Consider the following 15441-nt stretch of genomic DNA (forward strand, 5'->3'; position numbering starts at 1 on the left):
ACAATATATTGTCGATATGATCCACGACGGATATAAAAACATTATACCGGTACTGGATAACAAAGAGGAGTTTAACCTTTATGATGATGAAATCGAATTGGATGAGCCTTGTGCTTTAGGTATCCGTGTTGCTTCCGAGGAGCAGCCAGATTCTCAATTCTATACATCTCGCCTAGGGATTCGCCAAGAAGACGTCGTTGAATTCTATAACAACAAGATCGCCGACAATCCAAACTTTAAAGTAAAGTTACTTCACTTTTTCATTAATTCGGGTATCTCGGACACCCCGTATTACTGGAACGAATTAGAGAAATACGTTACTTTATATTGTAAATTCAAGAAAGTAAATCCGGATTTAGATACCCTAGATATCGGTGGTGGAATGCCATTTAAGGATTCACTGGTACACGACTTTGATTACGAGTATATGGTCAATGAGATTGTCAATCGTATCAAACAAATCTGTGCGCACCATGAGGTAATGGAACCAGATATTATTACTGAATTTGGCAAATATACTGTTGCTGAAGCATCAGGTATTCTCTATAAAGTCTTGGGACGCAAGCAACAAAACGATCGCGAACGTTGGTTTATGATTGACGGTTCATTCATTACAAATCTACCGGATGTATGGGCATTGAACCAAAAATATATTCTATTGCCGATCAATAACTGGGATTCAGAATATGAACGCGTCAATTTAGGTGGAATCACATGCGATGGACAGGATTACTACAATCAGGAGGCGCACATGAACTCGGTATTTATGCCGAAGACCCGTAAGGTGCAATACTTGGGCTTCTTTCATACAGGAGCATATCAAGATGTATTAAGCGGATATGGTGGAATCCACCACTGCTTACTTCCTTCACCCAAACATGTGCTTGTACGCCGCAATAGAGATGAAACATTCAACTACGAGGTGTTTGGTGAGGAGCAAAACTCCAAACAAGTCATGAAATTATTAGGCTATCAATAAGATATTCTACAGGAGCAAGACCTCTTTTTAATTGCGGAATAAAATATCCTTGTAGAAAAAGAATGGTTTTAAGCCCATATAAAAAGGTCTCGATCGTAAGAACGAGACCTTTTTATTTTCAGTCGATCCTATAACTGACTAGCTGGATTAAATCAAATTCGAACACCAAAGTCATAGACACAACCCGATATCCGTCACTGGAAACAACGAAGGTAAGCCTTGAATTAAATTTAAAAATAACACGGACTTTATCCGTACCTAATAGGGACTTCATAGGGACCTCATTCGGATGAATGCGTATAAAACACCTGTTAATTCCGATTAAGCTTATGCGGAAATTCGGATAATTTAGTATGCTGATCACCAATCTTTCCCGACTTGCTGTACAAAGAAATGCTAAGTTTTACGGGATTAAACCCTTATCCGATCTTCCAATTTATTACATCAAAACAAAAGCCACTTAAAAGGGGCTTTTGTTTTATTTACGCACTATTGTTAATTTAGTGCAGAATAGCAATATGATAGTCGGTAATTTTTATTTTGCGACCCAAGCTTTAAAGAAATTAAGCACTTTTTCTTCATCATAGCCTTTCCCTTTTTCCAGGCTGCCACTTTCCTGTACATGCAATGTTTTTCCATTTCTATCCAAAACAATAAAAAATGGATAACCTAGTTTATTCCCTTCAGGAGCATACTTTTGAAACACAGCCTCATTTTTATTCTCTTTTGAATAATTGAGGTGATAATAGAGGAAATGACTCTTTAACAACTTGTCGACACTCGCCGTATTATGGATATAATCATTAAACCTTAAACACCAGACACACCAATTCCCACCAGCCTGGATGATGATATTTTTCTTTTCTTTCTTTGCCTGAACCAATAGTTGATCAATATCATTCTGCGCATTAGCGTCTGGATTGTAAGGCTTTGAAACATCCTGAGCTGTAGCAAGCTGCTGTGAGAACGCTTTGGACTGTACGAGTACCGTCCCAAAAAACACGATAGCTCCACACAGTAATAATCTTATATTTCTCATCATAAATAAATTAAATAGTGATCTAAAATTACAAAATCATTTTCCCAAACCAAAACATAAGCAGCATATTATGGTTAAACATTATATAGCTATTGACCATGAAAAAAAACACCCAAGATCACAACAGACCTTATTTCAGCGGGGTTTATAAAAACGCGATTAAGTCGTACACACATCAGCTTAAGCGATCAGAATGTAGTCATTATTAAAGACAACTCCATTGTGGAGAAGTAAAAAAACAACCTGTTGATACGCCATATCCTGTCACTGGTAAAAACTAGGAAGGCTTCCTTTTGCTAAAATAAAAACAAAACAAAACAAAAACAAACACCTTACCTTAACATAAATATTATTTAATTTCCTTTAAAATTCAACAAATATAGCATAACTTAGTATAAAGGAAGTAGTAAAACAAGTACAGAAGATTCACTACAAAAATCCAAAACGAAACAAAATGAAACACCAAGAATTCAAAAGGTCAAAACTGATAGAAAAAATAAGAGATACGAGCGCATGGGATGTTATCGTCATAGGTGGCGGCGCCAGCGGATTGGGTGTTGCATTAGATGCCTTAAGCCGAGGGTTCAAAACAATCTTGTTGGAGCAGGTTGATTTTGCAAAAGGGACTTCGAGCAAGGCAACAAAGCTTGTTCACGGCGGTGTACGTTACTTGGCTCAGGGCGACATCTCCCTGGTTAAAGAAGCGCTTCACGAAAGAGGTTTACTTCAAAAAAACGCTCCCCATCTTGTCAAAAATCAATCCTTTATCATCCCCAATTACAGTTGGTTCGATGGCCCATTCTATACCATAGGAATGAAAATATATGACCTGCTGGCAGGTAAATTAAGTTTGGGAAAATCCATTCATATCAACAAAGAAGAAACCCTTAACCGCATAAGCACCGTTAGACCTAAAGGGCTATATGGCGGCGTGGTTTATCAAGACGGACAATTTGACGATTCAAGACTTGCGCTCAACGTTGCGCAAACCTGTATTCAAATGGGCGGCGTCGCGCTGAATTACGTAAGAGTCAATAACCTCACCAAAGATAGCGATGGGCGAATAAATGGTGTCATCGCTAATGACACCGAAACGGGTGAAGTTTTCACCATACAAGGCAAGGCTGTTATCAATGCTACAGGAATATTTGTCGATGACATCCTAAAAATGGACAGACCGGAAGCAAAACAAATGGTACGTCCCAGCCAAGGGGTTCACCTGGTATTTGATAAATCCTTTCTTCCTGGCGACGATGCCATTATGATTCCAAAAACGGATGATGGACGGGTCCTTTTCCTGGTACCCTGGCACAATCGAGTCATTGCGGGAACAACGGACACCCCTATAGACGAGCATAGCCTTGAGCCGGTAGCTTTGGAGCAGGAGATTGATTTTATTCTGAAAACTGCGGGACGCTACCTGACAAAACAACCAACAAGAGCGGATGCATTGGCCGTATTCGCCGGCCTACGTCCGCTGGCAGCCCCTACAGGCAACTCCAACAAAACCAAAGAGATCTCACGAAGCCACAAGGTTATCGTCAGCGACTCCAAATTACTTACTTTAACGGGTGGAAAGTGGACAACATTCCGTCGAATGGGCCAAGATACCATCGACAAAGCGATAAAAATTGGTTGTTTGCCACAAAAAGAAAGCCGGTCTGCCAGTCAAAAGATTTATAGCGCCATTCCGACATCAGACAGAAGCAATCATATGTATATTTATGGCGCCGACCAAGAAGCGATCAACGCATTGACGCAGGAAAATCCGGAATGGAACGAAAAATTAATAGCACATCTTGAATTCAAAAAGGCTGAAGTTGTTTGGGCAGCACGCAATGAACTTGCCAGAACTGTGGAAGATGTCCTATCGCGTCGGGTAAGAATGCTATTTCTTGATGCGAAAGCTGCAATTGAAGCCGCTCCTGAAGTCGCAAAAATACTCGCACAGGAGCTGGAAAAAGATCAAGATTGGCAAAATGATCAAATAGCGCATTTTCAAAAAGTTGCAAAAAATTATATCTTAAAGTAATACAAAAAATAACCAGCAATACTCAATTACTCAATTATGGAACAACAATACATCTTGGCGATGGATCAAGGCACCACCAGCTCCAGAGCTATAATTTTTGATAAGGACAGAAATATAGTCTCCATTGCCCAGAAGGAATTTACACAAATATTCCCACAACCGGGATGGGTCGAACATGATCCACATGAAATCTGGTCAACGCAGGCAGGTGTCACAGCAGAAGCAACCACAAAGGCAGGATTAAACGGCAAAAATATTGCCGCCATTGGTATTACCAATCAACGCGAAACTGTGGTTGTTTGGGACAAAGAAACAGGAAAACCCATCTACAATGCCATTGTATGGCAAGATAAACGCACCGCAGATTATTGCGACGAGTTACGCAGCTCCGGAAAACATGAGCTGATCCAGGAGAAAACAGGCCTGATATTAGACCCCTATTTTTCTGCGACCAAAATAAAATGGATTCTGGATAACGTGGAGGGTGCACGGGAAAAAGCACAAAACGGGGAATTAATCTGTGGAACTATTGACACTTGGCTCGTCTGGAACCTCACGCGTGGCGATGCACACATCACAGATGTAACGAACGCTTCCCGCACCTTACTCTTTAACATCCATAGCATGGAATGGGACAAGGAGCTACTCGAATTATTTGACATCCCCGCTGCCATGCTGCCCGAAGTAAAAGAAAGCAGTGAAATATATGGGGAATCCCGGACAACCATTTTTGCACACAAAGTCAAGATTGCAGGAATTGCCGGCGATCAGCAGGCAGCACTTTTCGGACAGCAATGTATTGAAAAAGGGATGGTCAAAAACACGTACGGCACTGGATGTTTTATGTTAATGAACATCGGTGATAAACCAATCCGTTCAAAGAATAACCTTTTAACTACTGTCGCCTGGAAAATCAACGGGAAAACAGAATATGCCCTGGAGGGAAGCATCTTTATCGGTGGCGCACTGGTCCAATGGCTACGCGACAATCTCAACATCATCTACAAATCAGCGGACGTAGAGCAATTAGCACTTACAGAGAAGGATAACGGCGGCCTCACATTCATCCCTACCTTTGCTGGACTGGGAGCGCCGTACTGGAATGCTCGTGCACAAGGGACGCTATTTGGTCTGACGCGCGCGACCACCAATGGACATATAGCACGCGCCTCACTAGAGGCAATCTCCCTCCAGACACGTGATGTACTGCAAGCAATGGAAGCAGATAGTGGCATACCGATCAAAGAACTACGTGTAGATGGCGGTGCAACGGCAAATAACCTACTCATGCAGATTCAGGCCAATGTGCTTAACAGCAAAGTTGTACGCCCTAAAATCACAGAAACTACAGCTTTGGGGGCAGCATACCTCGCAGGACTGGCCGTGGGATTCTGGAAAAATAAGGATGAGATATCAAAGTTTTGGGCACAGGATCGTATATTTGAACCTGAAGCAGAGCAAGAAGAGCAAACAAAAAAAATCATTAAGCTCTGGACCAAGGGTGTCAAAGCATTACAGTACTGGACCGAAAACTAACCAACAAGCATGAACCATTATTTAGCAGAATTTATCGGCACAACCCTCCTCCTTCTTTTAGGCAATGGGGTTGTGGCCAACGTTATCTTGAAAGGAACAAAGGGAGAAAATGGTGGCTGGATTGTAATCACCACCGCATGGGCACTTGCAGTTTATGTCGGTGTTGTATTTGCTGGCCCCTATACCGGAGCCCACCTCAATCCTGCGGTAACCATTGCCGTCGCTCTCAATCATGGTCTTCCCTGGATGGAAGTACCTGGCTATATTCTCGCGCAAATTGCCGGTGGTTTCTGTGGCGCCATGTTAACCTACATCATGCACAAAGACCATTTCGATGCAACAGCAGACCCAACCACCAAACTTGGTGTTTTCGCTACGATACCCAACATCCGAAATACGTCAACAAATCTGGCAAGTGAAATCATTGGAACCTTTGTTTTGATTTTTGTTATTTTCTTCATAACAGGACAAGATGTGACCATCGACGGAAAAACAGCTCCTATTGGCATGGGCTCTCTTGGTGCTATACCCGTTGCATTTCTCGTATGGGCCATCGGCCTCTCGCTAGGTGGAACTACGGGATATGCCATCAATCCTGCCCGGGATTTGGGGCCGCGCTTATTTCATGCCCTTTGGCCAATCAAAGGAAAAGGAAGCTCCGACTGGTCTTATGCCTGGATTCCAATCCTAGGACCTGTCTTGGGCGCTATTTTAGCCTTTGCACTTTATACCTGTATAAAACCGGCCTAATCAAGGTCGCTGTACCTACAAAATAAAGGGGGATTCAATAATTGAATTCCCCTTTATTTTGTTATCCACGTTTGGGTTTTCTATGACCGTATTCACGATCCCGATCAAACGTATTCATATGACGTTCCTTTTTCACAGGATACACGTCATCAATTACAATCAGTATACCTTTTTCTTCTACCGTACCAAACTCGTCATTACGCGCAGTGCCAAATGATTTCATCGTAGGCGATAGGTTCATATATGTATTTATCAACGGTGGAATATTCTCGCCCAATGCTCTCACATGACTATTTAACACCTTATATCCTTCTTTATAATCCAGTCCATCAAACACGCCTACAAAACGTTCGTAATCATTTTTGATTTCCAATTCCGGAAGAGGAAGCACCAATTTATCATGATCAGGAAAATAGTAATCCATAAAATAAAGCAACATATCCCGTGCATCTTTATTGTAATGTGGATACATGGTCACTTTACCAAAGAGGTATTTAATTTCAGGGTTAAGCATCACCAAAGCCCCTAAACCGTCCCAAAGATTGTCCAAAGAAAAAATTCCTTTTCTATTGTCGATGGCTGGTTGGTATTTAGGCTGTACAAACGATCTTCCTAATTCTATGGTGTAAGGTAGATATTCGTTCGTGAACAATTCGGAAAACTGAAAATAATGTGCTGTTGATAAATTGGGTATACCATTTACTTCACCAGCCTCAGCACATTTGATTACCCTATAACCGGCAACCACTTCTTCATCTTCGGGATTCCATGCGATCAACTGATCGTAACAATCTTCGCATGTATCATTTTCATCGATATCAATTGAAAGTCCTGTACCTCCCCCTGCTCCACGAAAAGTCAACTCTCGCAAACGCCCAATTTCACGCATGACATTTGGCGAATTATGATAGTTGATTAAATATATCTCGTTATTTCCATTGTTGGTATATCGTAAGAAGACGTCTTTATTCAATTCGGTCTTCAATAATTCTCTATCAACTGGAGGTATAATTTCTTGCATAAATTCTATTTTTCTTGAGCCAATCCATAAACCCTTCTTTTCACTTCCTCAGCCCAAGTTTTTTCGTTTTTTGATTGATCAAACGCTGTATAAGGGATTCTTTCTCCTACTATAATATTGACGGTATGTCCGCGTTGGGCAAACATTTCATCAGGTAAATATAACATTTCAATGTTTACCTTGAGACCCAATTTCTGTCTAAGCCTTGCAAAATTATAAAAAAACTTAGAGTTTTTACCGTCAATCAACACCGGAATGACATCTTTTTTATATTTTTTTGATTTGCTAATAAAACTTTTTTTCCATTCGAGGTCTTCTATACGACCATCGTTTTGTTTTCTGGAAACCAAACCTGCAGGAAATACCAGTAGCGCATCGTCCGCTCCATAGGCCTCCTCAATCGCAGAGATCGCCTGTTTCCCTTGCCCCCCTAACTTATTGACACCGACAAACAAAGGTCTCAAATTACCTATATTTAAAAGAATATCATTAACCAAGAACTTCACATCGCGCCTATATTTACCTATAGCGTGCATAAATGCAATACCATCCAATCCGCCCAAAGGGTGATTGGACGCAAAAATAACCGGATCCGATACGGGGATATTTTCTGCCCCATACAAATTGACCTTGACATCCAGATCGTTGATCAATGCATCAACAAAATCCAAGCCTTGAAGATCTGCAAAGCGCGTCATAATATCATTTATCTCGTCCTCATGAATTGTCCTTTTTAAATAATTAAGTAAAAAAGACGGAATCCATTTAGCAAGCCCCGCATTTTTTTTGTGAATAACTTCACGTATATCAATAAACTTTTTACTCTCGCTTGTGATCATCAATCTTACTGTTCCAATTAAAAATACTTCTCCTCCATTTAGGCCCCGTTTTATGCCTATTCCAATTCGTTGACAAAAATAATAACAGAATGGTAATAAAAGTACAATTTTAAACTTTAAAATTGTACTTATTTGCAATTATGTAATCTTTCGCTGTTCTTCGTATTTTAGGTATTACAAGCAATCAATGAATTAAGCATAAATCTGATCTGTAAAATTTCTTTTCACCTACTTTTTTTATTAAGTTTGAGTATGCTAATAAGTCAATTTCTTTCAAATGCTGATTTCAGTATTCAAAATGCTGATTCAATACAACAAGCGCTAGAGAAGCTGCAAGATATGCTTTGTAAAGAATTAGTCGTTTTAAATGGTGACGACTATATTGGCCTGGTTAATGAAACCATCTTATTGGATGCGGAAGATGAAGACGCTCCCCTTTCATCCATAAAAATAAATACAGCCCCCATACAGCTGAAGTTTAATCAACACCCCTACGATGCCTTGGTGATGATAACTGTATATAATAGTACAATCATTCCTGTTTTAGATCAAGACAACAAATATATTGGTGTGTCAACGCAATTAGATATATTAAAGGCAATAAGTTCAATTCAATCGCAAAATGAATCTGGGGCTATTATTGTGTTGGCAATTGGCTTACATGATTTTTCACTTTCACAGATTGCGCACCTTGTTGAAAGTGACAATTGCAGAATACTTAATTGTGCGACCAAAATAAATTTGGAAAGTGACCATATTGAAGTTACCCTTAAAGTCGACAAGTCAAACATTAATGCATTACTGAATTCATTCCTAAGACACAACTATTTAGTTCTTGAAACCCATAATACCATAGCTGCATTTGACGACACTGCCGACCGTTATCAGCAGCTTATGAATTATATTAACATTTGATTAGGATTAGTTTTTTCTCATCTTTGCCCCATAAATTGAAAACAATATGAGAATCGCAATATATGGAAGAGAGTTTCAGCCCTCTGTTATACCACATGTGAAACACTTATTTGAATATCTTGTCGATAAAAATATTGAGATCTGGGTCTATGATCCATTTCATGAATTTCTGCTGTCACAATTTGAATGTGCCTTTAATTTCTCAACATACAATACCTATCAAGAAATCAAAGACGATATTGACATTATGTTGAGTCTGGGCGGAGATGGAACCATGTTATCTGCTGTTTCCTTGATTAAAGACTCCGGAATTCCAATTGCAGGGATAAACTTTGGACGCCTCGGTTTTTTAGCTTCCATCAATAAAAATGATTTTGAAGATGCTATCGACGCTATACTGAACCAACGTTTTACGATACAGAAGCGCGTGTTGCTCTCTGTTGAATCTGAACAGGTTAATTTGTTCCAAGGCAATCACTATGCGCTCAATGATATTACCGTATTTCGTTATGACAGCTCGGCCATGATTACGGTCAATGCACGCATCAATGGCGAACTACTGAATTCATACTGGGCAGATGGACTAATTATCGCTACACCTACCGGATCCACAGCCTATTCATTGAGTTGCGGCGGACCTATTATTATGCCAGAAAGCGGCAATTTTGTCATTACCCCCATCTCTCCGCACAACCTCAATGTGAGACCCATTGTCATCTCAAATCAGTTTACCCTTGAATTGGAAATAGAGAGTCGAAGCAATCAATACATCCTTAGCTGTGATTCCAAAAACGAATCCATTGATACATCTGTAAAATTAACCATTAAACAGGCTCCATTTACTATTAATCTCATTAGGCTCCCGCATGAAAGCTTTTTCAGCACGCTGCGGGAAAAATTACTTTGGGGTATCGATGTCAGAAACTATTAGGATATTAATAGCTTCGCACAGCCTCGCTTTGCACGCAGGAAAAGAGATAATCTGCTAGATGAAGATGTTTCAAACAATCTTTCTACATATTGTACTTCTGAATTTCCAATTAAAAATCGATATTTGGAAGAAATAAAGGAAGACGGAATAAGAATATCCATAATAGAAATCCAGGTGCAATAATTAATCAATGAAAAGTGCGTTAAACAAACAATAATCATTGATAGCAATACAGGAAACCAAAAATAGGTTTTAAAACGCCAAAATAGCATTTATGGCTAAGGTGTTAATTTTATTGAAAACAGCAAAAATGAGTTTTTTAGATCAGATAGATACTATTAAATTGCCACAGCATATAGCCATCATCATGGATGGCAATGGCCGTTGGGCAAAGCAGAAGGGGAAACTTCGTGTATTTGGGCATCAAAATGGTGTAAAAGCGGTACGAGAAGCATTAGAAGGATGTGTAAAAGCCAATATTAAATTTCTGACACTTTATGCATTTTCTGCAGAAAACTGGAATCGACCTAAACTTGAGGTGATGGCACTGATGGAACTATTGGTTACTTCCCTTAAAAAAGAAATCAAAACTTTTCAGGAGAATGGCGTCCGCTTGAATGTTATTGGTGATATCACCAAATTACCCTCAAATGCACAAAGAAAGCTGCAGGAAACCATTGAAGCAACGAAAGAAAATACACACTGTACATTGACATTGGCTTTGAGCTACAGTTCCCGACAAGAAATTGTGGACGCTGCCCGAAATCTAGCCCAACAAGTAAAAGATGGAAAACTCCATGCAGACGAAATTAACGATGAATTATTCGCTGCAAACCTCTATACACAAAATCTACCCGATCCTGACCTTCTGATACGTACCAGCGGAGAATTGAGAATAAGTAACTTCCTACTTTGGCAAATTGCCTATTCAGAATTATGCTTCCTAGATAAGATGTGGCCTGAGTTTACGAAAGAAGATTTATTTAAATCCATCGTCGATTATCAGCAACGCGAAAGAAGGTTTGGAAAAACAAGTGAACAGTTATAAAGATTTTATTAAATTTGACCACTGATTTGAAAAAAAGCAAGCTGGTTAAATTTTCTTAATTAACAAAAATTAACAAACGATTGGTGTACTTTAGCGCCAATAATTATAGATAAATGAAGCGTATACTACCCGTAATACTATTTTTTGGTCTCTCATCAATGCAGCTTGTCTACGGACAAGACAAAGGTGCTTTCAATTTAAATGACCCAGAAAAAATCAGCTATCTCAATCCTAAAAACTATGTAATTAGTGCTATTGATATAACTGGAACACAATTTTTAGATAAAAATGTATTAATTACGATCTCTAAATTGTCAGTAGGTCAATATTTGGAAGTTCCAAGTGAGGCGACTGCAAAAGTAGTGAAGGATATGATGGCTCAAGGCCTCTTTGATGATGTCGAATTATGGGCAGATAAAATTGAAGGTGAAAATATATTTTTGACCATCCGTGTAGTAGAACGTCCTCGTTTAACTCGTATTGATATCAACGGTCTAAGTAAAAGCCAGACCGAAGAAGTTCGCAAACGTTTAAATAGCAACACTGGTAAGATTGTCAACGAAAACTTGATGAACACCACACGTGGTACAATCCAACGGTTCTTAAAAGAAAAAGCTTTTTTATATCCGGAGATCACCCTAAAAACAGTGAAAGACTCGGCACAGGCTAATAATGAAATACTTATTGCCGATGTGGATAAAAAACATAAGGTAAGAGTCAAAAAAATGACTTTTACAGGGAATGAACATTTTTCTCAAAAAGAATTGAGAAAAATGGCCAAACCTATCAAGCAAAAAATGTGGTACCGTATTTTCGGTCCTGGAAAATTCAAGGAAGAAAAATACAAAGAAGGTAAAGAAAACCTAATCAAGAAAATGGCAGCCAAAGGCTATCGTGATGCGACGCTCTTGAAAGATACGGTTATTCGCGAGGGTGAAAAAAATGTGTTGGTTAATTTTGACATCTATGAAGGTCCTAAATATTATGTAGGTAATATTGTTTGGACAGGTAATGCGAAGTATTCTGACACCTTACTAAATAAAATTTTAGGTATCAAACGTGGTGATGTTTTTTCGGAAGAAAAATTAACAGCAAAATTGATGGGTCCTACAAAAAATAGTGATGACATCTCTTCAATCTATATGAACGATGGTTATCTTACGTTCTCAGTAGACCCCGAACAAACGCGTATTTACAACGATACCATCGATTTGAATTTACGTGTATATGAAGGTGCTCAATATACCATCAATAACGTTATTGTTAAAGGTAATGATGTAACCAACGACCGTGTTGTATTACGTTCTATTTATACAAAACCTGGTCAAAAATTCTCAAAAGAACAAATTATGCGCAGTGTGCGTGAGATTGCGCAGTTGGGAAATTTTGATGAGCAAAAGACAAACCCAGTACCGACAAATCTAAATTATGCGGATGGTACAGTGGACATTGTTTATAATGTTACTGAGAAACCTTCGGATCAGGTCGAACTTTCGGGTGGTTATGGTGCCGGTCAGATCATCGGTACCTTAGGTTTAACATTTAACAACTTCTCTACCAGCAATTTCTTTGACAAAAGTTCCTGGAAACCGCTACCACGTGGAGATGGACAGAAGTTGAGTGTCCGTGGTCAAACTTCGGGTAAACGTTATCAATCGTATAGTTTCTCTTTCTCCGAGCCTTGGTTAGGTGGTAAAAAACCAATTTATTTTGGTTTGAGCGCCTATACTTCGAGTTCATCATATGGTGGGTTTAACTACTATACTGGCGAGCAAATTGTTAAGGATTCCGAGTTGAACCGTATTTGGATGACTGGTATTACCGCAACATTAGGTAAACGCTTACAATGGCCAGACAACTGGTTCCAGGCAAATACTTCCTTGTCATTCCAACGTTATAAGCTTCAGAATTATGGAAATTACTTCCTATTTGATAATGGTACAGCCTATAACATCAACTTGACGCAAGAGTTTAGCCGTAATTCGATCGATGCTCCTATCTATCCTACTTCGGGTTCAAACATCAAATTCTCGGTGCAATTGACGCCTCCATATTCATTGTTCAACAACATTGATTATAAAAATGGTTCGGCTCAGGAACGCTACCGTTGGACAGAGTACCACAAATGGAAATTTGACTCGCAGTGGTATGCAAAAATTGCGGGAAAACTTGTTTTCAAAGCACAAGCTCAATTTGGTTTCTTGGGTAAATACTCCAGCAAAACTGAAATATCAACTTTCGAGCGTTTCAAAGTCGGTGGGGATGGTATGCAAGGGTTTGATTACCTACAAGGATCTGAAATTGTTGCGTTACGTGGTTATGCAAATGGTGTAATCATTCCTGAAGGAACACAAAATGTGAATGTGGCACGAAATTCAGGTAGTCCAATCTATACGAAATATCAAATGGAATTACGTCACCCGGTGATGTTAAATGATCAGGCAACAGTTTACGTATTGGCTTTCGCTGAAGCGGCAAATACCTGGAACAAGTTCACTGAATACAATCCATTTAAAGTACGTCGTTCTGCAGGTGTTGGTGCCCGTATCTTCTTACCGATCTTCGGTATGCTAGGAATAGATTACGGCCATGCATTCGACCCTATCCCGGGTTTACCGAGCAGTACATGGAAACAAAACTTTACATTTAGTATTATGCAAAATATGGGTGGATTCTAATCTTTGTTGATCCAATCCTGTCGAAATAAAATAAAAAGCTATCGCAAGAAATTGTAGATAGCTTTTTTGTTTTAAGATTATTTTCCAGTAAATCATGTATTTTTCTTTCATTTCCACCCGATCGGATTAAATGCCAAATCACCCTATATATCTTATAAATTTTCTTATATTGAGTGTCGTTATGATCACCGAAAAAAAGAAGCCATAAACAGCACCCAGGCAACTAGCATTGGAGCATTCTTCAACAAGTTAAATAGTGTTAAACCCGAGAAATATCTGTTAGATTGCTTCTTTTTTCTTATTTTTGAGCCGTAAATTTACGTAGAGCGGTTTTCTCGAATTAAACTTTTGGGATTATCCGAAGTCATAAGGTAAATTAGTGTTAAATAATAAAAGTATAGTCTATAAAAACTTACAGGAAATATGAAAAAAATATTGTTAGTTATAGCTTTTGTAGTCGTGAGTGCTACAGCAACATTTGCCCAACAACTTGCATATGCTGATTCAGAATATATCCTAAAACATATTCCTGAATATACGACTGCACAGAAACAGTTAGATGACCTTTCTAAGCAATGGCAGGAAGAAGTGGATCAGAAATATGCTGAGATTGAAAAACTATATCAGGCTTATCAAAAGGACCAGGTCTTATTAAATGAAGATATGCGTCGTCGCCGTGAGGATGAAATCGTGACAAGAGAAAAAGAAGTAAAAGACTATCAAAAACAAAAGTTTGGATTTGAAGGCGACCTCTTTAAAAGACGTACTCAATTGATGAAACCTATTCAAGACCGTGTAGCAAAAGCTATCCAAGATGTTGCTTCGGCGCAGGGAATTGATTTTATTATGGACAAGGGCAATGAGTCTACTTTTCTCTATGCCAATCCAAAATTGAATAAAAGTAATGATGTCATTACAAAATTAGGATATAAACCCAATCCGAGTCTTGCAAACTAAGCGGGAGTTTATTATCATTGTGGACACAAATAGTAATAGTAGTAATTAATTAGAAAACTAAAAGATTGCCATAAAGATGGCTCATTAGATTAAAATGAAAAGCATGAAAAATTTATTAAAGGGTGCGGTTGCTTTAGTGGCAGTATTTTTCTCAACTCAATTCGCAAATGCGCAGCAAAAAATTGGTCATATCAATTTTGCTGAAATTATTCAGTCTACATCTGAATTTAAAGCAGCTGAAGGGCAGTTGAAAACATTGAGCGATGGTAAAACCAAAGAAATTCAAGATATGGTTACCATCTATCAAACAAAACAAAAAGATGCAAACGATAAATTGCGTAACAGAAGTGAAGCAAATAAAGAAACTGTTGATCCAGAAATCAACAAAATAGGTCAAGAATTACAAGATATCCAAGCGCGTATTCAGACAGCACAACAAGCTGCTCAAGAAGACTTAAACAAAAAAGAAGAAGAATTAATTGCACCTATACACAGAAAAGTTGGTGAAGCTGTAAATGCTGTTTCTAAAGAAAAAGGCATGGCTTATGTATTTGATATTTCTAGTACAAATATTCCTTATTTCCAAGGTGGAGAAGACTTAACTGCTGCAGTAAAAACGAAATTAGGTATTTCAGCTACAGCTACTCCTGCTGCTCCAGCAAGAAAATAAGCTAGTAGACAAGGCAATAAAAAAGGGATTATCGATATCGATAATC

13 protein-coding genes are annotated in these 15441 nt (G+C 38.8%); 10 read left to right on the plus strand and 3 right to left on the minus strand.

Features of this window, described 5'->3' with window-relative positions; genetic code table 11:
• On the plus strand, positions 1 to 979 hold a 979-nt coding region (locus tag B2X72_RS11305; protein ID WP_286849641.1), incomplete at its 5' end, for an arginine decarboxylase.
• Between the two features lie 535 nt (positions 980 to 1514).
• On the opposite strand, the gene B2X72_RS11310 is transcribed toward B2X72_RS11305, so the two are convergent.
• Positions 1515 to 2021, minus strand: a complete 507-nt coding sequence (locus tag B2X72_RS11310) for a thioredoxin family protein (RefSeq protein ID WP_286732571.1) — start codon at positions 2019 to 2021, stop codon at positions 1515 to 1517.
• A gap of 451 nt (positions 2022 to 2472) precedes the next feature.
• On the opposite strand from B2X72_RS11310, the gene B2X72_RS11315 reads away from it, so the two are divergent.
• The 3 genes from B2X72_RS11315 to B2X72_RS11325 are packed head-to-tail and all read left to right on the plus strand — an operon-like array spanning position 2473 to position 6336.
• Complete coding sequence (locus B2X72_RS11315) at positions 2473 to 4050, plus strand: glycerol-3-phosphate dehydrogenase/oxidase (RefSeq protein WP_286849642.1); 1578 nt, start codon at positions 2473 to 2475, stop codon at positions 4048 to 4050.
• A 36-nt stretch (positions 4051 to 4086) separates the two neighbouring features.
• Positions 4087 to 5586 carry a glycerol kinase GlpK gene (glpK, locus tag B2X72_RS11320; protein ID WP_286849643.1) on the plus strand — a complete coding sequence of 500 codons (1500 nt, stop codon included), beginning with the start codon at positions 4087 to 4089 and terminating at the stop codon, positions 5584 to 5586.
• 9 nt (positions 5587 to 5595) lie between these two features.
• Positions 5596 to 6336 carry an MIP/aquaporin family protein gene (locus B2X72_RS11325; RefSeq protein ID WP_286732577.1) on the plus strand — a complete coding sequence of 247 codons (741 nt, stop codon included), beginning with the start codon at positions 5596 to 5598 and terminating at the stop codon, positions 6334 to 6336.
• 61 nt (positions 6337 to 6397) lie between these two features.
• Here B2X72_RS11325 and B2X72_RS11330 read toward each other — a convergent pair whose 3' ends face one another.
• Both B2X72_RS11330 and B2X72_RS11335 read right to left on the minus strand, forming a co-directional pair.
• Positions 6398 to 7357: a GNAT family N-acetyltransferase gene (locus B2X72_RS11330; protein WP_075991769.1), complete on the minus strand. Its 960-nt coding sequence runs from the start codon at positions 7355 to 7357 to the stop codon at positions 6398 to 6400.
• Positions 7358 to 7362: 5 nt separating this feature from the next.
• Positions 7363 to 8196 (minus strand): 1-acyl-sn-glycerol-3-phosphate acyltransferase, encoded by an 834-nt coding sequence (locus B2X72_RS11335; protein WP_070569211.1) that lies wholly within the window; start codon positions 8194 to 8196, stop codon positions 7363 to 7365.
• Between the two features lie 252 nt (positions 8197 to 8448).
• On the opposite strand from B2X72_RS11335, the gene B2X72_RS11340 reads away from it, so the two are divergent.
• The 6 genes from B2X72_RS11340 (at position 8449) to B2X72_RS11365 (ending at position 15395) form a co-directional block, all read left to right on the plus strand.
• Positions 8449 to 9111: a CBS domain-containing protein gene (locus B2X72_RS11340; RefSeq protein ID WP_075991767.1), complete on the plus strand. Its 663-nt coding sequence runs from the start codon at positions 8449 to 8451 to the stop codon at positions 9109 to 9111.
• Positions 9112 to 9157: 46 nt separating this feature from the next.
• A complete protein-coding gene (locus tag B2X72_RS11345; RefSeq protein ID WP_248933307.1) occupies positions 9158 to 10042 on the plus strand; it encodes an NAD kinase in 885 nt (294 codons plus the stop codon).
• 310 nt (positions 10043 to 10352) lie between these two features.
• Positions 10353 to 11090, plus strand: coding sequence for an isoprenyl transferase (locus tag B2X72_RS11350; RefSeq protein ID WP_088163492.1), 738 nt, complete (start codon positions 10353 to 10355; stop codon positions 11088 to 11090).
• Positions 11091 to 11203: 113 nt separating this feature from the next.
• The gene (gene bamA / locus B2X72_RS11355) at positions 11204 to 13768 is read left to right on the plus strand and encodes an outer membrane protein assembly factor BamA (protein WP_286849645.1); all 2565 of its coding nucleotides are present in this window, start codon (positions 11204 to 11206) and stop codon (positions 13766 to 13768) included.
• 423 nt (positions 13769 to 14191) lie between these two features.
• Positions 14192 to 14725, plus strand: a complete 534-nt coding sequence (locus B2X72_RS11360) for an OmpH family outer membrane protein (protein WP_046671928.1) — start codon at positions 14192 to 14194, stop codon at positions 14723 to 14725.
• 103 nt (positions 14726 to 14828) lie between these two features.
• Entirely contained in the window at positions 14829 to 15395 is a 567-nt protein-coding gene (locus tag B2X72_RS11365) for an OmpH family outer membrane protein (protein WP_145329989.1), read from the plus strand.
• Positions 15396 to 15441 lie beyond the last annotated feature (46 nt).

Source organism: Sphingobacterium sp. UBA7253, assembly GCF_002472745.1.
GTDB classification, from domain to species: Bacteria; Bacteroidota; Bacteroidia; order Sphingobacteriales; family Sphingobacteriaceae; genus Sphingobacterium; species Sphingobacterium siyangense.